General features: G+C 67.6%; 18 protein-coding genes. 7 read left to right on the forward strand and 11 right to left on the reverse strand.

Annotated elements, in window-relative coordinates:
- The first annotated feature begins 23 nt into the window (after positions 1–23).
- The gene (gene pyrC, locus DOM45_RS15185) at positions 24–1,076 is read left to right on the forward strand and encodes a dihydroorotase (RefSeq protein ID WP_110601837.1); all 1,053 of its coding nucleotides are present in this window, start codon (positions 24–26) and stop codon (positions 1,074–1,076) included.
- A complete protein-coding gene (locus tag DOM45_RS15190; RefSeq protein ID WP_110601839.1) occupies positions 1,069–1,854 on the forward strand; it encodes a carbon-nitrogen hydrolase family protein in 786 nt (261 codons plus the stop codon). Before pyrC ends, DOM45_RS15190 begins: the two co-directional genes overlap by 8 nt.
- Before the next feature lie 30 nt (positions 1,855–1,884).
- Here the strand turns inward: DOM45_RS15190 and DOM45_RS15195 are convergent, their stop codons facing one another.
- The 4 genes from DOM45_RS15195 to DOM45_RS15210 form a co-directional block, all read right to left on the reverse strand.
- Positions 1,885–3,993: a TonB-dependent siderophore receptor gene (locus DOM45_RS15195; RefSeq protein WP_240612418.1), complete on the reverse strand. Its 2,109-nt coding sequence runs from the start codon at positions 3,991–3,993 to the stop codon at positions 1,885–1,887.
- Positions 3,994–4,019: 26 nt separating this feature from the next.
- Complete coding sequence (locus tag DOM45_RS15200; RefSeq protein ID WP_110601841.1) at positions 4,020–5,231, reverse strand: ABC transporter substrate-binding protein; 1,212 nt, start codon at positions 5,229–5,231, stop codon at positions 4,020–4,022.
- 108 nt (positions 5,232–5,339) lie between these two features.
- Positions 5,340–5,912 (reverse strand): histidine phosphatase family protein, encoded by a 573-nt coding sequence (locus tag DOM45_RS15205; protein ID WP_110601842.1) that lies wholly within the window; start codon positions 5,910–5,912, stop codon positions 5,340–5,342.
- A gap of 57 nt (positions 5,913–5,969) precedes the next feature.
- Positions 5,970–7,412: an aminotransferase class V-fold PLP-dependent enzyme gene (locus DOM45_RS15210; protein ID WP_110601843.1), complete on the reverse strand. Its 1,443-nt coding sequence runs from the start codon at positions 7,410–7,412 to the stop codon at positions 5,970–5,972.
- Between the two features lie 143 nt (positions 7,413–7,555).
- Here DOM45_RS15210 and DOM45_RS15215 point away from each other — a divergent pair, with 143 nt between their 5' ends.
- Positions 7,556–8,020, forward strand: coding sequence for an Lrp/AsnC family transcriptional regulator (locus tag DOM45_RS15215; RefSeq protein WP_110601845.1), 465 nt, complete (start codon positions 7,556–7,558; stop codon positions 8,018–8,020).
- A gap of 32 nt (positions 8,021–8,052) precedes the next feature.
- On the opposite strand, the gene DOM45_RS15220 is transcribed toward DOM45_RS15215, so the two are convergent.
- On the reverse strand, positions 8,053–9,450 hold the full coding sequence (locus DOM45_RS15220; RefSeq protein ID WP_110601847.1) for an aminotransferase-like domain-containing protein: 1,398 nt from the start codon (positions 9,448–9,450) through the stop codon (positions 8,053–8,055).
- Between the two features lie 127 nt (positions 9,451–9,577).
- Between DOM45_RS15220 and DOM45_RS15225 the strand changes: the two genes are divergently transcribed.
- The gene (locus tag DOM45_RS15225) at positions 9,578–10,333 is read left to right on the forward strand and encodes an alanyl-tRNA editing protein (RefSeq protein WP_110601849.1); all 756 of its coding nucleotides are present in this window, start codon (positions 9,578–9,580) and stop codon (positions 10,331–10,333) included.
- Positions 10,330–10,932 (forward strand): LysE family translocator, encoded by a 603-nt coding sequence (locus DOM45_RS15230; protein ID WP_110601850.1) that lies wholly within the window; start codon positions 10,330–10,332, stop codon positions 10,930–10,932. Before DOM45_RS15225 ends, DOM45_RS15230 begins: the two co-directional genes overlap by 4 nt.
- A gap of 13 nt (positions 10,933–10,945) precedes the next feature.
- Here DOM45_RS15230 and nfsA read toward each other — a convergent pair whose 3' ends face one another.
- The 3 genes from nfsA to DOM45_RS15245 form a co-directional block, all read right to left on the reverse strand.
- The gene (nfsA, locus tag DOM45_RS15235; RefSeq protein WP_110601851.1) at positions 10,946–11,668 is read right to left on the reverse strand and encodes an oxygen-insensitive NADPH nitroreductase; all 723 of its coding nucleotides are present in this window, start codon (positions 11,666–11,668) and stop codon (positions 10,946–10,948) included.
- 80 nt (positions 11,669–11,748) lie between these two features.
- Positions 11,749–12,297 carry a DUF924 family protein gene (locus DOM45_RS15240; RefSeq protein WP_110601853.1) on the reverse strand — a complete coding sequence of 183 codons (549 nt, stop codon included), beginning with the start codon at positions 12,295–12,297 and terminating at the stop codon, positions 11,749–11,751.
- A gap of 92 nt (positions 12,298–12,389) precedes the next feature.
- Positions 12,390–13,592, reverse strand: coding sequence for an MFS transporter (locus tag DOM45_RS15245; protein ID WP_110601854.1), 1,203 nt, complete (start codon positions 13,590–13,592; stop codon positions 12,390–12,392).
- Between the two features lie 205 nt (positions 13,593–13,797).
- On the opposite strand from DOM45_RS15245, the gene DOM45_RS15250 reads away from it, so the two are divergent.
- Both DOM45_RS15250 and DOM45_RS15255 read left to right on the forward strand, forming a co-directional pair.
- Entirely contained in the window at positions 13,798–14,175 is a 378-nt protein-coding gene (locus tag DOM45_RS15250) for an RcnB family protein (protein ID WP_110601856.1), read from the forward strand.
- 124 nt (positions 14,176–14,299) lie between these two features.
- A complete protein-coding gene (locus DOM45_RS15255; RefSeq protein ID WP_162302632.1) occupies positions 14,300–15,247 on the forward strand; it encodes a LysR family transcriptional regulator in 948 nt (315 codons plus the stop codon).
- 39 nt (positions 15,248–15,286) lie between these two features.
- Here the strand turns inward: DOM45_RS15255 and DOM45_RS15260 are convergent, their stop codons facing one another.
- The 3 genes from DOM45_RS15260 to DOM45_RS15270 all read right to left on the reverse strand — a co-directional run bounded on the left by DOM45_RS15260 (position 15,287) and on the right by DOM45_RS15270 (position 19,256).
- Positions 15,287–16,498, reverse strand: a complete 1,212-nt coding sequence (locus tag DOM45_RS15260; protein ID WP_205909478.1) for an OprD family porin — start codon at positions 16,496–16,498, stop codon at positions 15,287–15,289.
- Positions 16,499–16,815: 317 nt separating this feature from the next.
- On the reverse strand, positions 16,816–17,784 hold the full coding sequence (locus DOM45_RS15265; protein ID WP_110601861.1) for an alpha/beta hydrolase-fold protein: 969 nt from the start codon (positions 17,782–17,784) through the stop codon (positions 16,816–16,818).
- A gap of 98 nt (positions 17,785–17,882) precedes the next feature.
- Positions 17,883–19,256, reverse strand: coding sequence for a lyase family protein (locus tag DOM45_RS15270; protein ID WP_110601863.1), 1,374 nt, complete (start codon positions 19,254–19,256; stop codon positions 17,883–17,885).
- Between the last annotated feature and the right edge of the window lie 16 nt (positions 19,257–19,272).

Here is a 19,272-nt window from a genome sequence, read left to right on the forward strand (position 1 = left end):
TCACCGACTGCCAGGAGCCCCCGATGACCGCCGCGCCCGATACGCTTACCCTCCGCCGCCCCGACGACTGGCACTTGCACTTCCGTGACGGCGAGGTCATGCAGACCGTGGTGCCCTATACGAGCCGGACCTTCGCCCGCGCCATCGTGATGCCCAACCTGGTGCCGCCGGTGACCACCATCGAGGCCGCCAGTGCCTACCGTGAGCGGATCATGGCGGCAGTTCCCGCCGGTCACGACTTCACCCCGCTGATGACCTGCTATCTCAATGAGAGCGTCTCCCGCGAGACGCTGGAGCGCGGCCACGCGGACGGCCTGTTCACCGCCGCCAAGCTCTACCCGGCTAACGCCACCACCAACTCCCAGCACGGCGTCAAGCACATTGCCGACGTCTACCCGCTACTGGAAGTGATGCAGCGGATCGGCATGCCGCTGCTGGTTCATGGTGAAGTGACGCGTGGCGAGATCGATATCTTCGATCGCGAGAAGGTCTTCATCGACGAGGTGATGACCGACATTCGCCGCCAGTTCCCGGCGCTCAAGGTGGTGTTCGAGCACATCACCACCCGGGACGCCGCCCAGTTCGTGCTGGAAGGCGACGAATTCCTGGGCGCCACGCTGACCCCCCAGCACCTGGCCCAGAACCGCAACGACATGCTGGTCGGCGGCATTCGCCCCCATCTCTACTGCCTGCCGATCCTGAAGCGGCAGGAGCATCAGCAGGCGCTGCGCCAGGCCGTGGCCAGCGGCCATCCGCGCTTCTTCCTCGGCACCGATTCCGCCCCCCACGTCACCGCCGCCAAGGAGACGTCCTGCGGCTGCGCCGGGGTGTTCAATGCCGAGGCTGCGCTGTCGGTCTATGCCGATGTCTTCGAGCAGGAGGGCGCGCTCGAGCACTTCGAAGCCTTCTGTTCCGAGAACGGCCCGCGGTTCTACGGCCTGCCGCTGAACGAGGGAACGGTCACCCTGACCCGCCAGCCGACCCCGGTGGCGCCCAGCGTGGGCGAGGGCGAGAACACCTTCGTACCCTACAAGGCCGGTGAATCGCTGACCTGGAAGACGACGCTGAATGACTGAGGCGACGTCGGCGCGATCCGAGCTGGTGATCGGCCTGGCGCAGCTGTCTGCGCTGGCCGGCGATCTCGACGCCAACCTGGCGCGACACCTGGCGGTGGTCGAGGCGGCAGCCCGTCAGGGTGTCTCGCTGCTGGTGTTTCCCGAGCTCTCCCTGACCGGATACGAGCCCGATCTGGCCGCCGTACTGGCCGTGTCGCCGCGCAGCGAGCGTCTGGCCCCGCTGCGCGCAGCGGCCAGACGCTACGGTATGCACGTGGTGGCGGGGGTGCCGCTGAACGGTGAAACCCGGCCGCGGGTCGGGGTGGTGATCGTCGGCCCGGAGGGTGACGAGCCCATGACCTATGCCAAGCGCTATCTGCATCCCGGGGAAGAGGCTGCCTTCGAGGTCGGAGAGACGCAGGTGGTTTGCGAGCTCGGCGGCGAGCGTGTGGCCTTCGCCATCTGTGCCGATACCAACGCCCCTGCGCATGCCGCCGAGTGCGCGTCGCTGGGCGCGACCGTCTATCTGGCCGGGGCCCTGATCACCGCGGGCGGCTATGACGCCGATACCCGGCGCCTGGCCGAGATTGCCGAGCGCTATGCCATGCTGGTCGGCATGGCGAACCACAACGGCACCAGCGGCGGTATGGCGGCGATCGGCTGCAGTGGCTTCTGGACGGCGGCCGGCCCGCTGAGCACTGCCGATGGTGGCGATGCCCTGGTCATCGCCACCCGTCAGGGCGATGGCTGGCGCGGACAGGTCGTCGGGCTGGATCTTGCGAGCGCCAAGGGGCGTTGACGGTCACGGTAGGCACGTGAATCAGCCACACTAGAACGTCACGCTAGCCTGCAATGTGACTTCCAGCGGTTCGCCGACCACCACCCGGGTGTCGCCGATGCTGGAGGGGTAGTAGGTGGTATCGAACAGGTTCTTCACGTTCAACTGCAGATGGGTGTTGTCACCCAGCCAGCCGTTGTCCCAGGCGACGAAGGCGTCGGCGACGGTGTAGTCGTCGAGGCTGAAGCTGTTGTCGGCATCGTCCTCGCGACTGCCGACGTAGCGCACCCCGCCGCCGACCCGCCAGCGGCCGTAGTCGGGATCGAGCCCCAGCTCTCGGGCCAGCAGCAGCGAAGCGGTGTGCCGTGCCACGTTGGGCAGCTCGTTGCCCGCCGTGCCGCCGTCGGCGTCCTCGAGTACCGCGGCATCGGTATAGGCGTAGTTGGCGAGAATCGACAGCCGGTCGGTCAATTCTCCCTGGGCGGAGAACTCGATCCCTTTGGAACGGCTCTTGCCGATGGCCCGCGAGACGTCGTTGTCGCTGACGACGACGTTCTCCTTGGTGATCTCGAAGTAGGCCAGCGAAGCCTGCAAGCGGTCGGCCAGGAAGCTGCGCTTGATCCCCGCTTCCCAGCCGCGACCCTCCTCCGGGTCGAAGCGCTGGCCGGATTCGGCATCGGGTTCGTTGGGCACGAACGATTCGCTATAGCTGGCGTAGAGCGAGGTCTGTGGCGTCAGCCTGTAGAGCAGGCTGGCGTGGGGCAGGAAGATGTTGTCCTGGGTATCGGTCTCGACCACGAACGGGCGGCTCCGGCCGCCATACAGTTCGGTATGCTGAAAACGCCCGCCCAGACCGAGAATCCAGCGTTCGCCCAGATGGAGGTTGTCGTCGAAGTAGGCGCCGGTGGTGTTGATCTCGTGAAGGCGGCGGCTGCTGTCTTCGAGATAGGTGGCGCCGTCCAGCGTCAGATCGCCGTGATGCGGATGGTAGATCGAGATCGTGTCGGTGGCGCCGCGATAACGGTCGGCCAGGTAATCGCGGCGGCGCTCGTGATCGATGCCGACGGTCATCTCGTGGCGAACGCCGGCCAGTTCGACATCGCCGAGCAGCTCGGCGGCGGTATAGATCACCCGGCGGTCGAAGCCGTGGTTGGCATCGGCGCGCCGCCTGGCGTTGCCATCCTCGTCGACGCTCAGCACCCGGAGCTGGCCGTCGTCGTATTGACGCCGGTTCCAGCCGTAGCTCAAGCGGCTGGTCCAGGCGCTGCTCAGATCCTGCTCCCAGCGCGCGGTGAACGACTGATCGTGGCCGGTGACCCGCGACCACGGCTCGTCGAAGCGGCGCTTGCGCGGCACATCGACGGGATCGCCGTCGACGAAGGCGGTGCCGCGATCCAGGGTCAGGTCGTAATCGCGATACTCATAGGCGAACCACAGCCGGGTGTCGTCGTCCTCCCAGCTCAGCGAGGGTGCCACTACCGTCTGCCGGTGGCTGCCGAAGTCGCGCCAGTAATCCTCGTCCTGCTGGCCGACGATGAACCGGAACGCCGCGCCGCTGTCGCCCAGCGGACCGGTGACGTCGACGCTGGCATCACCGCCGCCGAAAGAGGTGCCCTTGCCGCTGATGGTGCGCGCCCACGCGTATTGCGGCTTCTTGCTGACGATGTTGACCACCCCGCCGGGCTCCTGGATGCCGTAACGAAACGAGCTCGGCCCCTTGAGCACTTCGATCCGTTCGGTAGTGAACAGCGGAAAGGTATTGCGCGGCTGGCGGATGCCGTCGCGCAGGATCGAGCCGTCGCTGTTGCTGCCGAACCCGCGCTTGATGAAGCTCGCTTCGGTGCCGCCCATGGTGTTGCCCTGGGTGATGCCGTTGACGTAGCCCATGGCATCGGTCAACGAATCGGCACCGATGTCCTCGAGCATCCGGGCGCTGACCTGGTCGACCGTGCGCGCCTGGCTCAGGAAGTCGGTGGCGCGACCGGTGACCATGCTGGAGGGGCCTGGGCGATAGGCGTCGTCGACCGGCGCCGCCGATGTCGCCTTGACGACCAGCGGGTCGAGGGTCGTGGCGCTGGTCTCGGCGGCCTGCGCCGCGGGGAGGTACAGCACGGCCATCGCCAGCGCGGAGCGTCGGCAGAGTCTGGGGGTGATACGCATGATGGGGGTTCCCGGGGGTGATCTCGTTATCGCGGGTCTCGAGACCCGTCGTTGGTATTGCCGTTCTCAGACGGGTTGCCGGCGTAGGTCGCCTGGAAGGTGCCGCTGGCATCGATCGGCATGAACCGGCGATAGAGCGACTCCAGCGTCTCTTCGGGGTCGAGCGCCGCGCATTGGCGAGGATGCAGCCAGCCGGCGATGGCCTGCAGCGCGACCACCGAGAACGGCCCCTGGTGGTAGCCGTGCCAGAGCGCATGGAAGCCGCCATCGCTGACCGCCGACAGCGCCGGCCAACCCGGGCGACGGGCCACGACATCGGCCATGTCGCGCTGGGTGTCGCTCTCCTCGACGCCGAAGCCGGCGCGAACCGAACCGCCTTTCGGCCACTGCGCGGCAGTGGCGATGATGACGTCGGGGTCGCGGGCCAGAATGGTTTCAGGATTGAGCACGTTCTCGGTGCCGGGGCTCATGCCGGCGGCGATGTTGTCGCCCCGCGCGTAAGCCACCAGATCGGCGAGGCCGGAGTCGAAGTTGCTGCGGCAGCAGTCGACCCTGAGCCCGGGGGCGATATCGATCAGCACGCTGGGTCGCCGGGTGACGGTAGCGAGACAGTCGTCGACCGCGGCCTGCTCGGTCTCGAGCTGCTGGATCAGCGCGGTGGCGCGGGATTCCGCGCCCAGGGCGCGGCCCAGCAGACGCAACGATGGGGCGGTGTCCGCCAGCGGATGCTCGCGGAAGTCGACGAACAGGATCGGTATCCGTAGCGCCTCCAGCTGCGCCCGCAGCGGCGATGTCTGCAGCTCGCGATAGCGCGAGACATCGGCGACGATCAGGTCCGGATCGAGGGTGATCAGCGCTTCGGCGCCCAGCATGGCGTTGTTCGCCGTCCCCGGCGCCGGCGCCGGCAGGTCGGCAAGGGCGGGCAAGGCTGCTGTCAATCGCGACTGGGCCACCGGGTCGAAGCTCTCGAGCGAGCCGCGCCAGCCGCTCATCCGCGAGACGGGATCGGGCAACAGGGCAGCGAGGGCGAACAGGTGGCGCGGGTTGTCGAGGAAGATGCGCTGCGGCGGCGCCAGCAGCGTGAGCTCCTGGCCGGCCAGGTCGGTCAAGGTGACGGGGAAGCGGGAGGCCGCGACCGGGTCGGTACGCTCCGCCGCCAGTGCGGTCGTCGACCACAGCAGCGCAGAGCCGATCGCGATGATGGCCAGGCCCAGCCGGCTGGCGAAAAGCGCTCGCATCGTTCTTCTTCTATTTGATTAAAGATAATCATTATCATTATTATTCATGACGCGGTCAACGCGGCGCCAGCCGCGATGTCACCTTGGGCGGCGCATCGAAGGTCTTGGCTATGACCGGCGAACCGAATCCAGGTGATCTCTCGCGAGGGGCTCGATCGTCCACTGCGTACTGCCCATGGGAGCGATCCACAACGGAATCGCGTTGGCCGAGCGTGGCCCCGCCGGGCTGCCGTGGGTCAGCCCGCGCACGGCGCGAACCAGCCCCGAATGCCCGACGATCAGCGGCGTGTCGGCCTCCTCGAGCAGGCCGTTGAGCGTGGTGGCGATGCGCTCCACGAACGTCTCCCAGGATTCGCCGCCAACGGGCGTGCTCAGGTAGGGAACGGTATCGGGGATCGTCTGGCCCTCCAGCTCGCCCCAGTGGCGCTCCATCAGCCCGTCGACGACCCGATCCGGGGCGCGGCCCAGGGCCAGCTCGGCGGTACGATAGGCGCGCTGCAGCGGGCTCGACACCGTCAGCGACCAGTCGACATCGCCGAGCAACGCCCGGGCGCGCCGCGCCTCGTCTTCTCCCTGCGGGGTCAGTGCCACGTCGTGCTGGCCGCCGATCCGTCGTTCGAGATTGCGGGTGCTCTGGCCGTGGCGCAGAAAGACGAAGGGGCGACGGATCAGGGTGGACATGGCGATGGGCTCCAGCGCGTCAGCAAAGCGACCATCTTACCCGGCCCTGTGCGGCTGTCATCCCCCGGCGGCGTCGACCCGGAAGCGCGCGGTGACCGGATCGGCGCGGTAGTGGCGGGCCCAGGCCGCTGCCTCCCGCGCCAGAGTCTGAACGCCGTCGAGGATGCGCTCCACCTGGGCGTCGTCGTGCAGAACGTTCAGGCTCAGCCGTATCCAGCCGGGCTTCTCCAGCTCGTGGCCCTGGCCCAACCGCTCGACCAGCGCTTCGGAGGCCGCGGCATCGATGCCGAGCAGGCGATGGGCGTAGGGGCCGGCGCAGGCGCAGCCACCACGAGCCTGGATGCCGTAGACGTCGGACAGCATGCGGGTGAAGAGCTGGTGATGGATCAGGCCGCCGTCGGCGTCGCGCACGCGGAAGGAGAAGATCGGCAGCGCTGGCACCTCCTGGCGGCCGAGCAGTTCCAGGCGCGGTTCGTCTGCCCAGCGGGCGAGCCCGCGTCGGCGCAGGTCGGCATCGCGCCGAGCGATTTCGGGCAGCCCGATGGCCTCCTTGACCAGCAGCGCCAGCGCGGCGCGAATGTCGCCGACCACATTGGGGGTGCCGCTCTCCTCGCGGGCCTCGAGACGGCTGCTGTAGTGGTGTGTCCAGGGCGAGACGAAGCTGACCGTGCCGCCGCCGGGCAGCGACGGTGTGCGGCGGTGAACGAGCGTGTCGCGGACCACCATGACGCCGGAAGCCCCGGGGCCGCCGACGAACTTGTGCGGCGAGAAGACGATGGCGTCCTTGCGGCAGTCCGGCGCGGGCGCCATGTCCATCGCCAGGTAGGGGCCACCACCGGCGTAATCCCACACCGCCAAGGCGCCGTGGCGTTTGAGGCGCCGGGTGATGTCGTCGACGTCGCTGACGATCCCGGTGACGTTGGAGGCGGCCGAGAAGGCGCCGACGATCAGGTCGCTGCCGGCGACGGTATCCAGCGCCCGCTCCAGCGCCACGGTGTCCGGCCCCCCGGCGTCGCCCTCGGGAATCTCCACCAGCACGGCGCCGCTCTCCCGCCACGGCAGGAGGTTGGAGTGGTGCTCGTAGGGACCGACCAGCACGCTGACCCGCTCGCCACGCCGCACGCGGGCGGCGATATCGAGCAGCGCCACGATCCGGTTGATGCCGGCGGTGGCGCCGCTGCCGCTGAACACCACGTGGCAATCCTCGGCGTTGAGCGCCCGCGCGATCAGCGCCCGTGCCTCCTGGCGCAGCCGGGTCATGGCCTGCCCGCAGTGCGAGGCCTCGGTGTGCGAGTTGGCGTAGAACGGCAGCACCTCTTCACTGATGAAGCGCTCGACCTGGCGCAGCGCACGGCCGGAGGCGACGTAGTCGGCGTAGAGCAACCGCCGTTCGCCGAAGGGGGTGACGAACGGCATGTCGTTGCCGATCAGACCTTCCCGCAGCCGGGTCAGCAGATCCGGTCCGGACAGGGAGCGGCGAAAATCGGCGAGCGTCGTCATGGCGGCACCTTGGTGTGGGATGAGGAGGGCGTGGAGAGGGGGAGCACGAGCCTCCAGCGCGTCCGGCTATGATATCCCGACGTTGACAGGTAAATTTCTCGATATGACCTGAAAATCAATCATTACATGAGTGTTTTGACACCATGAACGACACCAAATTGGATCATTTCAACCTCGCCATCCTGCGCACGCTGCAGCAGCGTCCCGGTCTCCCCCAGCGTGAGCTGGCGGAGCGCGTCAATCTTTCCCAGAACGCTTGCTGGCGGCGGATCAGGCAGCTCGAAGAGGCGGGCGTGATCGAGGCGCGGCGGCTGGTGCTGAGCCGTCAGGCGCTGGGATTCGGGCTGGTGGTGTTCTCCATGATTCGCACTCGCAGCCACTCGCGGACCTGGCTGGCGGCGTTTCGCGAACATGTGCTGGGGATTCCCGAAGTGATCGACTTCTATCGTATCGGCGGCGATTACGACTACATGCTCAAGATCGTGACGCGGGACATCGGTGCCTTCGATCTGATCTATCAGCGCCTGATCGACGGCTTCGAGATCGACACCGTGACCTCCTACTTCGCCATGGAGGCGCTGGCGGAGAGCCGCCCGCTGCCGGTGTGACGATGACTCACGACCGGGCTGCGGTCAGTGTTTCAAACCGTCTGCCACAGCATCGGATCCGGATCGCCCAGCGTCGTGGCGATGACCTGCAGGGCGTGTTCCAGCGCTTCGCGGCTCTCGGCGGCACTGATGCAGACACGAATCGCCTGGGGGGCGCTGACGCTACCTAGGCAGAAGCTTTCCGCCGTGCTGACGTTGACCCCTTGGGCCTGGAGCTGGTCCACCACATGGCTGGTACGCAACTCGCCCGGCAGTGCTAGCCACAGATAGAAACCGCCGCGATGCCCGCGCGGGGAGAACTCGCCCAGCCTCTCCATCGCGCGGTCGAAGCGCCACTCGAGCTCTTCGCGCTGCCACTGCAGCAGTGAATCGGCGTCGCCGCTCTCGATCCAGCGGCAGACCAGCGAGGCCATCAACGGCGGCGGCATCCAGCTCTGCGCCCGCAGCGCTGCCGTCAATCGCCCGTGCAGCACCGGTGGCGCGCGCATGGCGCCGACGCGCAGGCCGCCGCCGAGCAGCTTGGCCACCGAGAACAGCGTGACCGTGCACTCGGGGGCCAATCGATAGAGCGGTGTCACCGGTTCGTCATCGAGCTGGGGGTGGATGTCATCCTCGATCAGCCAGAACCGTCGCTCCCGGGCCAGGGCGACCAGCGCGTGGCGCCGTGCCTCGCTCAGCCTCGCGGTGGTGGGGTTGTGGCAGTCCGGCATGACATAGAGCGCGCGGAACGGCTGCTGCTCGAAAGCACGCGCCAGCGCATCGATGTCGATCCCTTCCTCGTCGTGGGCGATCGCCACGCTCTTCAGCGACAGCTGCTGCAATCCGCTGATCAGGCCCGGATAGGTCAGCCGTTCCGCCGCCAGCCGCTCACCGGGGGAGAGCAGGGCGCTGAGGCTCAGGAAGATGCCGTGCATGCCGCCCTGGTTGATCACCAGCTCGTCCGCGGGAACCGGGCGTCCGAGTGTGGTCAGCCAGCCGGCGATGACTTCCCGCTGCCAGGTCAGGCCCGCTTCCGGCTGATAATCGATGGCCGCCCGCAGCAGTTCGGGGTCGTGCTGGATCGACTGCATCGCCCGCGCCAGCGATGCCTCGCGCTGCGGATGGGGGGGCGGCAGCGACAGGCTGAGATCGACGATGCCGCTGTCCGGCGCGGCGCGACGGACATGATCGAAAGCCGGATGGGGCGCTCCGGTGCCGCGCACATAGGTGCCGCTGCCGACCCGGGCGGTGACGATCCCGCGCTGTTCGGCGAGGGCGTAGGCGCGAGTCACGGTACCGACGGTGACGCCGAGGGCATCCGCCAGGCGTCGTTGCGGTGGCAGCTTGGCGCCCGCCACCAGTTCGCCGCTGGCGGTGGCGGTGGCGATGGCATCGGCCAGTTCGCGGTAGCGCGGGCCCTGACCGGGTAGAGCGGGTATCCAGATTGTCATGGTGACAAAAATCGAGTTGACCGGGAAATTAGGCGGTTTATGCTCGAATTGTTCGGTCTTTTGGCCGCAAAGTCAACAAATTGTACCCATTCAATTTCTGAGGAACGACTTCCTCGAGAGGTGTCCGATGTCTACCGCACTGACGTTTCGCGAACTCCCTTACGCCCGCGAGAGCCTGGCGACCGTGTTGGCAACGACAGGGGCCATTGGCGAGGGTGGTGTGGTGGCGAATAGCGTGGTCATTACGGATGCCACACTGTTCTACCCCCATGGCGGCGGCCAGCCGGGGGACCAGGGCGTGTTCATCACCGCCGACGGCCGCACGCTGAGGGTGCTCGACACGCGCAAGGGCGACAACGGGCAGGTCCATCATCTGCTCGATCCGGCCCACGGGCTGGAGGCGGGGCAGAGCGTCACCCAGCAGATCGACTGGGAGCGGCGCTATGCCCACATGCGCATGCACACCGCGCTGCATCTGCTCTCCGTCATCGTTCCCCACGGGGTCACCGGCGGCAGCATCGGTGCCGAGCGTGGCCGGCTCGACTTCGATCTGGGCGAGGCCAGCTTCGACAAGGACGAGCTGAGCGAGCGGCTCAATGCCCTGATCGCCGCCGACTATCCGGTCACCAGCGAGTGGATCAGCGAGGCGGAACTCGACGCCCGCCCCGAGCTGGTGAAGACGATGTCGGTGGCGCCGCCCCGCGATGCGGGAGCCATCCGCATGGTGCGCATCGGCGACGTCGACTATCAGCCCTGTGGCGGCACCCACGTCGCCTCGACCGCGGAGATCGGCCCGATTCAGGTCGCCAGCATCAAGAATCGCGGCGCCCGCAACCGTCGCTTCACCCTGGTGTGGGACGAGACCGCGGAGGAGCAAGCATGACCTCGCTCGCTTGGTGGCTATCGCTGACACTCTTCGCCGCGTCGATGACCGGCTCCCCAGGGCCCAACAACGTGATGCTCACCGCCTCCGGGGCGCTCTACGGCTACCGCCGCACCCTGCCGCACATTTTCGGCATCATGGCCGGCGGTTTCGTACTCTTTCTCAGCGTCGCCCTGGGGCTCGGTGCGCTGTTCGAGCGCTATCCGCTGATCCAGCAGAGTCTCAAGGTGGTGGGCGCGGTCTATCTGCTCTATCTGGCGTGGAAGATCGCCAGTGCCCCACCACCGAACCTTGCCGCTCGTGACGGGGCGCGACCGCTGACCGCGTGGCAGGCGGCAGCCTTCCAGTTCGTCAATCCCAAGGTGTGGGTGATGGGTATCGCGCTGGTGGCGGGTTTTCTGCCCCACGAAGGGTTGCTCATCCTCAACGCTCTGGTGCTGGCGCTGGTGATGGAGAGTGTGGCGTTCTTCTGCATCTCTTTCTGGGCGGCTTTCGGCATGGCGATCGGCCGGCTGCTCAAGACGCCGCGCGCCTGGCGGATCTTCAATGGCGCGATGGGGCTCGCCACGGCAGCCTGCGTGGGGTTCATCGTGACGTGAGGTCTGCCCGGGATTAGTGCGTCGCCCAGCCCTGGCTGTGCAGGTAGTCCAGAATGAACGGCCGGGTCTCCTTGATGATCATCCGCTGGATCATCGCGCTCCAGGTCTCGGTGCGCTGCTGGCTGTCGCGCTGCTGATAGTAGCGCGTGATCTGATCGTCGTAATCGGCCAGCACGGCCGGGTCGATCTTCCGGTAGCGGTTCTCGTGGACCAGCATCGCCTGGGGCAGGCGCGGTTTGAGGTCGGGTTCGGCCTCCGGCCAGCCGATACAGAAGCCGAACAGCGGCAGCACGAACTTCGGCAGTTCCAGCAGCTCGGTCACACTGGCGATGTTGTTGCGCAGCCCGCCGATGAAGACGCCGCCCAGCCCCAGCGACTCCGCTGCCACCATGGCGTTCTGCGCCATCAGCGCCGTATCCACGCAGCCCACCAGCAGTTGCTCGGCGCGCCCCAGCTGCGCCTCCGGGCAGATCTGCCGGTGGCGGTTGAAGTCGGCGCAGAACACCCAGAACTCCGCCGCCTGCGCGACCCATGGCTGGCCGCCAGTGAGTTCGACGAGCTGGTCACGCAGGCGGGTGTCGGTGACGCGGACGATCGAGGAGCACTGCAGGAAGCTGGAGGTCGAGGCGGATTGCGCGGCGGCGAGGATCGCCTCACGCTGGTCATCGCTGATCGATTGGTCGGTGAAGGCGCGAATCGAGCGATGGCTGCGCAGTAGGTCGATGGTCGGCGTCATGGATTGGCTCCGGATGAATGTCAGGGCCGCATGATCGCCCGTTTGCAGTCCGAAAAGAAAGTTTGCCTGCTTATTTTTTGCTAGAAGGCCGACCCCGGCTGGCGCAGGAACTCGACCTCCTCTGGCGTCGACTCCCGTCCCAGAATGGCGTTGCGATGCGGGTAGCGCCCGAAGCGCTGGAGGATCTCGCGATGACGGTGCTCGTAGTCGAGCTGCGTCTCCATGCCGGGAACGTCGAACAGCGCGACCGCACGGGCGTGGATAGACAGCGACTCGCTGTGCATGAACGGCATGTAGGCGAAGATGCGCTGCGCGACGGGCAGCTCGGCATCCTCGCCGCGGGCGATCAGCTCCTGGGCCAGCGCCAGGGCCAGCGGGTCCTGGGCAAAGGCGCCCGGGGTGTCGCGATGAACGTTGCGCGAGAACTGGTCCAGCACGATGATCTCCGCCAGTCGGCCGGCCGGCGTCTCGCGCCACTGCCAGCATTCGCAATGCGCGGCGGCGGCCAGGGTGTCGCCGAAGCGCTCGGCGATGGTGCGGTCGAGATCGGCGTCCTTGCGGAACCACTCCTTGGGGGTCAGCGTCTCGAACCAGAAGTCGAGAACCTGTTGCGGCGTGGCGATGGTCATGAAGTCGGTCTCCGGGCCGGCGGATGGTGGCATCGAGTCCGGCAGCTTATCGCACTGTGGCCCGGGGCTATAACCGGTGGTCAGCGCAGAGGTCAGGTTGGCACCAGTGCCCGGTCGCGCCGACGGATCTGCCAGGCGAAGCCGAAGCCGACCGGCAGCACGGCGACGGCGGCGAGCGCCAGGGTCGGCGTGGTGCCGGACAGCGCGATGATCCCGCCGCCGACGGCGGTGCCCAGCGACTGTCCGGTGAAGAAGGCGGTGGCGAACAGCGATACCGCCGCGCCACGCCGCTCCGGCGCCATCTGGGTGGCGGTGGTCTGCAGCGTGTTGTGGAGCATGTAGAAGCCCAGCCCGAACAGGTAGCAGCCGATGACGCCGACGCCGGGGGTCGGTCTCAGGCAGATGGCAGCCAGCGCGATCGCGATCAGCACGCAGCCCAACTGGCACAGCCCGCTCTCGCCGAGTTTCGGCACCAGCCGCCGCGCCAGCAGGGCGAAACTCAAGCCTCCGAGGGCGAACACCGCCAGGATCAGTCCGGCCTCGGTCAGCGGCAGCCCTCCGACGACATGAAGGTGACTGGCGACGAAGGCGAAACCGCAGAATACCGCGGCGCCTTCGCAGAACACCGCGACCAGCACCACCCTCGGCCAGGACTTCTGCAGTACATAGCGCAGGCTCACGCCGAGCGACTCCGGCTTGCGCCCCTGGGGTCGTTCGTGGCGCCCGGCGCGGTACCACAGCAGCCCGCTGGCGGCGGCGAACAGCAAGGTGTAGACCAGAAACGGCCACTGCCACCAATCCTGCTCCGCGGCCAGCCCGCCGAACGTCTGGCCGCAGGCGAGCCCGCAGATCTGGCCGATCAGAAAGCGCGCCAGCACCGCCTGGCGCTGCTCGTAGGGAACGTTGTCGCCGATCCACGCCATCGCCAGCGGGATGACCGCTGCGCACCCCACCCCCGCCAGCATGCGCGCCGCGATCAGTGTCGCCAGCGTCCCCGACAGCGCACAGAGCAGGCTGGCCACGGCGGCGAGCAGCGAGAACAGCGAGATCACGCGCAGCTTGCCGTAGCGATCACCGCTGGGGCCCAGCACCAGCTGCAGGCAGCCGTAGACGATGGCGAAGGCGGTGATGGCCCAGGAGGCGGCGCTCAGGGTGGTGGTGTAGACCTCGGCGAGGCGCGGCAGCATCGGATCGAGGATTCGCTGGGTGGCGGAGGCGCAGAAGGCGGTCATCGCCAGCAGAACGATGGTGGGCCAGGGCGTGGGCGCTGCGGAGGGGGAGGTGGTCGCTGACACGGGCGGCAAGTCCGGGTGAAGGGTGAGGGTTCTGCGATATTAGCATGCTAATTGAGATTCGCCGCCGTTCGCGGTTGGACTCCCTTGCATGACACCCGCGTCGCCGGGGCAGTCAGGCAGAATGCACAATTCGTGAACACTGTTTTCTTATTGGCCTCTCATGCTGGAGCCATCTCGCCATCGATGGCCATGAGAGGAGAGTCCCATGAAACACCGTATCGTCACTGCCGGTGTCCTGATCGCCGCGCTGAGTACCGCTGGAATCGCCCAGGCCCACCCGGGGGGCGGCCCCGGCCACGGCCCCGGAGGGCCGCCGGGCCAGGCGCGCCAGCATGACCGCCACCACGGGCCGGCTCATCATCATCACCACGACCGGGAGCGCCACCGGGCGCCGCGGGGGTGGCACCCCGGCGGACGGATTGCCGATCGCTACTACCGCGACGACCGCTACTGGGTGCGTGACTGGCACGCGCGGCATCTGCGAGAACCGCCACGCGGGCATCGCTGGCTGAACATCGACGGCGATTACGTACTTGCCGCGGTCGCCACCGGCGTGATCACGGCGATCATTCTGAACCATTGATCACGGCTGCCGCCCCGTTCTGGCCGCCTGATGCGTCGTCACCGGCTTTGACCAAAGCGGCAGTGTCTCTCTCTGGGCTTCTGGTAGGCTCGTCGATCCGATGGCCTGGCAAAGTCGACTTCCCATGAATCTCAAGGCGCTCCGACTGTTCCGATTGACCGTGCTGCACGGCTCGCTGTCGGCGGCGGCGCAGGCGGCCAACCTGAGCCAGCCCGCCGCCAGTCGGTTGATCGCCTCGCTGGAGGCGGAACTCAAGCTGACGCTGTTCGAGCGTACCCACCAGAAGCTGCTGCTGACCCAGGAGGGGGAACGCTTCTACCGCGAGGCCGAGCATATCCTCAACGGCGTCGAGGAGATTCCCACCATCGCCGGCGAGATCCGCCAGCAGACGGTCGAGGCGTTGCGCATCATCACCTCCGCCCCCATCGGTGCCACGCTGCTGCCGGCGGCGATCGCCGACCTGCGCGAGCGCTGCCGCGAGCTCAACTGCAAGATCGATATCGGCAGCCGGTTCGATGTCGAGCGCCAGGTCGGGTCGCGGCGCTACAACGTCGGCCTGCTGTCGCTGCCGGTGGAGAACACCATCGTCGAGCTGGCGGTGGAGCCTCTGCTGCAGGCGACCACCCAGGTGCTGATGCCGGCCGACCATCCGCTGGCAACCCTCGAGCGGGTGCCGGTCGAGGCGCTGCTGGAGTCACCTTTCGTCACCCTCAAGCCGCAGCAGATCTGGCGTCAGCGACTGGAGCGGCTGTTCGATGGAGTCGGGCGCAAGCCCCGGATCGCGCTGGAGGTCGGTTCGACGCAGCTGGTGCCGCGCTTCGTCGAGGCCGGCTTCGGGCTGGGGCTGCTCGATCTGGCCTGTTGCGGTGCCGCTGTCGGATCGGGCGCAGGGACGGCCGGCACGGTGATGCGGCCGGTCACGCCTGCCACTGAGCTGACCTATGCCTGCATTCTGCCGCCGGCAGGGCAGCGCCCCATCGCACGGCGCTTCATCGAGACCTTGCGCGAGACGCTCGAGGCGCGCGGCCGGCAGGACCGCGCGTTCCGTGACGGTGTCACCCTGCTCCCCTGAGTCGTACTGAGCGGCTTGGCGGTGACGGTGTTGGCCACGTTACAGTTTCAAGGTATAGCCGAGCAGGATGCGGTTCTCGTTGGCGTCGCGGGTGAAGTTGGCTCGGCGTGAGGCGTTGCGCCAGCGCAGCGACAGCCCCTCGAACATGCCCCCCTGGACGATGTACTCGATATCGACATCCCGCTCCCACTCCCGCGCCTCGCCGTCGAAGCCGTGGACGCTGGCCTGGTCGCCGGTCGCATACCGGAGCATGAAGGTCAGCCCGGGCAGGCCGAGATCGCTGAAGTCGTAGTCGTAGCGGGCGTGCCAGACCCGCTCGCCGGTCTCGGTGAAGTTGCTGATCTGGTACTGGGAGAACAGGTAGACGTTGGTGCCGCTCAGGTAGGTGAACGGGGTATCGCCGAACTGGGACTGGTAGCCACCACTGAAGGTGTGTCCGTCCAGCCGATAGCGCAGCCGCGTGCTGACGGCGCGGTTGTCCACCTCGCCGGCCTCGGCGGCGCCCTGTTCGCTGGCGTCGAAATAGCGGATGTCGGCGCCCAGCCGCCCCGACCCGAGATTGATGCCGTCGCTCAGCCCCACATAGTGCTGGCGGTAGATATCCTCCAGCTGCGCATAGTGATAGCCGAGGCGGGCGCGCTTGCCGAGATGGTACTCCCCGCCGACGAACTGGAAGCGGTTACTGGTGGCCCTGCCGTAGGCGCCGCTCTTGCGATTCAGCGCCATCGGCTCGTGCTCGGTCTCGTCGCGCTGGCGGGTGCGGTTGAGCTGGCCCGCCGTCAGCTCCAGGCCCTCGATGTCGGTGGAGGTGATCTGGGTGCCGAGGAACGACTGCGTGAACAGCCGGCTGGCATTGGGCCGCAGCGACGGCAGGCTCGGCTCGAGATAGCCGTAACGCAGTACGCTGTCGCCGGCGCGGATCTTGGCGGTGGCGCCGAACTTGGTGTAGTCGTCCTCGGCACGCCCATCGTCATCGATCTTCAGCAGGCCGGTGCCGGCCCGGGACGGGCTCGAGTCGAGCTTCACGCCCAGCATGCTGATGGTGTCGACGCCGAACCCGATCGGACCCTCGGTGAAGCCGGAGTCGGCCCGAAACAGAAAGCCCTGGGCCCACTCCTCGCGCTTGTTGTCGTCCCGGTTGCCCTCGAGGTAGTCGCGGGTGATGAAGTAGTTCTTGAGTTCCAGCGAGGCGGTGCTGTCCGTCAGGAAATCGGCCTGGGCCGGGGTGGCGAGGGCCAGGGTCGATGCCACAGTGCAGGCGCCCGCGAAAGTCGTTATCGATAAAGGTGTCGTCATCGCTAAAGGCGCCGTTATCGACAGAGGCGAGCGTGCGCGTGCGAGTCGGGATCGCCGGGACGTGTGGGCGTGGCGGGGCGTGATCATGGTGAACTCCTGTCGTTTTTCATGTTGTGGGGAGCTTCTGGAAATGGTCGGGAGCTGCTGGCGCGGCCGCTCGAGGCGCGACGTTGGCCCTCGAGCGGACGCAGGTTCCCTGCCTCGCCCGCTGAGCGGACGAGGGGTAGTGATCGAAAGGGCGAAAGGCGAGTATCGGAAAGACGGACGGAAGCCTAGTCAGGCGTGCTCTCCGGCGCGGTCTCCGGGGTCACGACATCGAAGGCGCCATCGCGCTCGAAGGCGGCGAACTGCTTGGCGGCGAAGGGTGCGATGCCGGCGTTGTCGTGGCCGACACCGGGCACGGTCTGGAACGCCCAGTGGAAGTCGAAGCCGTAGCGGTTGGCCTTCTGCTCGGCGGTCTTGTAGTAGACCCAGGCGCGCTCGACCCGGTTGTTGCCCTGGGCCATCGCCTGATAGCTGCGGCGCAGATACTTGTGCCAGGGATCGGTGTCCTCGGCGCCGACCGTCACCAGCAGGTCGAGGCCGGCAAGCTGGCGCTGGGCATCACGATCGACTGCGACCGGCGCATCCTTGAGTCCGTAGGGCCATTCGTTGTCGGTATCGGGCAGCGTCCACCAGCCCGCCGCCGAGCAGATCGCCGCCTGGATTCGCGACTGAGGCACGAAGGTCAGCATGCGGTGGACGAACTGGCAGCCGGCGCTGTGGCCGAACAGGTAGTAGCGCTGGCGCTCGGTCTGGCCGGACTGCTCGAGATCGCTGAAGAGATCGTCGATGACGGTGTAGGACCACGCCTCGGGCGGGTTGGGCTGGCCATCTTTCGCGACCAGATTGCCCAGGTTGTAGCCGGCGACGCCGGGATAGTCCTGCTGGGAGAAACGTGGCACCACGATGGTGAAGCCGTATTCGTCGGCGGCCTTGATCCAGGCATCGCGATAATCCTCGGCGTTGCGCTTGAGGCCGGTCAGCACGAACACGATCGGTGTCTTGGCATCGGCCCCCTTGGGCACGTAGCTGGCCACCTCGATCTGGCGCTGGCTCTGCGGCAGGGTGAAGGTCGATTCATGGCTGCCCGTGGCCAGGGGTGGGGCGGTCTGGGGCGTCTGCGACTGTGCCAGCGGCGACAGGGCGAGGCCGCCCAGCGCGAGCAGGAGGCCGAGATAGCGTCTTGGTGTTGTTGGCATGATCCTTCCTCTTTTTCTTGTCGATGCGTTCTTGTCGATGCGGCGTTGTGCCACCGATGCGCTTGGCGCATCGGTGGGGTGGTTCTCTTTCCGGGCTGTCAGCGCGCCGACGCGGGTATTTCCGTGAGTTCCCGAGCCAGGCGTGCGGCGAGGTCGCGGGCGGAGGCGGCCATCGCCAGCGCGATCTGGCGGCTCTGGCCGGTGTAGTGCTCGGGGCTGAGTGCGCGCTCGAGCGCGTCCCGGTCGCCATAGTGGCGGCGCACGGTGTCGTCCTCGAACAGCGCCTCGGCAAAGGTGCGAGCCCCGTCGCGACTGGCGACGATGGCGTCATGGACGAGGTCATGGGCGCGCTGGCGGCCGATCTCGTCGCTCAGTTCGAGCATGATGTGTTCGGACATCAGCGGTGCGGCGTTCGCCATCAGGATCTCGCGCATCCGCTCGGGGTGGGGGACCAGTCGGGTCAGCAGCGTGCGCTGGGTGGCGGCAACGCGATAGGCGAGCGCACCGGCCTGGTCGAGCAGCTTGTAGAGGCGGAAGTTGCACGCCGCATCGCCCTCGTGGGAGGGGCGCGCGGTCTCCAGCGCCGGTGCCACCAGGCTGCGCAGCTCGCCGGCCTCGGCCAGCAGGTTGACGGCATACTTGGGGTTGAACTTGTGCGGCATGGTGCTGCTGCCGACCACATCTTCCCCCTGGTTCTCGCTGACCTCCTCGAACTCGTTGGCCATCAGCGTGTAGAGCTCCTGGCCCAGACGCTCGCAGCCGGCGGCGTAGAGCCCCAGCGTGGTGATGTACTCGACCAGACCGTCGACGGCGGCGCGGGAGTGGACCCGTGACACGCCGAGGCCGAGCCGGGCGGCCAGCGCCTGGGCCAGTGCCTGCCCCTCGTCGCCGTAGCTGTGCATGGCGCCGCTGGCGCCGCCGAAGGTGAGCACGAAGGCGCGGGACTCGACCGCCTCCAGCCGCTCGACGTTGCGCTCCAGCTCCTCGATCCAGCCGGCGACCTTGTAGCCGAAGGTGATCGGCAGGGCGTGGCGGCGATTGGTGCGCGAGACGCAGGGCCACTCGGCGCCGCGCTCGGCGAGATCCGCCAGACACTCGAGCTGGGCGGCGAGCTGCGCCTTGAGCCAGCGATGCGAGCGTGCGAGCTGCTGCATCTTGCCGGTGAGGATGATGTTCTGGGTGGTGGCACCGAGGTGGACATAGCCGCCGGCGTCGCCGTCGCAGCGCGCGGCCAGCGCCCGCACCAGCGACATCACCGGCGACAGGGTGCGTTCGATATCCGCCGCCAGCGCCTCGCGGTCGAGCTGGTCGAGGGTCGCGCAGCGCGCGATCTCGGCGGCGGCGGCGGCAGGGATCATGCCCTGCTCGGCCTGGGTCAGGGCCAGCGCACGCTCGACCTCCAGCCACGCCTGCCAGGTGGCGTCACGCGAGAAGATAGTATCGGTCGACTCGGGAAGCGGGTCGGTCTTCATGTGGGGTTCCTTGGTC

It is taken from the genome of Salinicola lusitanus, assembly GCF_003206045.1.
GTDB lineage: Bacteria > Pseudomonadota > Gammaproteobacteria > Pseudomonadales > Halomonadaceae > Salinicola > Salinicola lusitanus.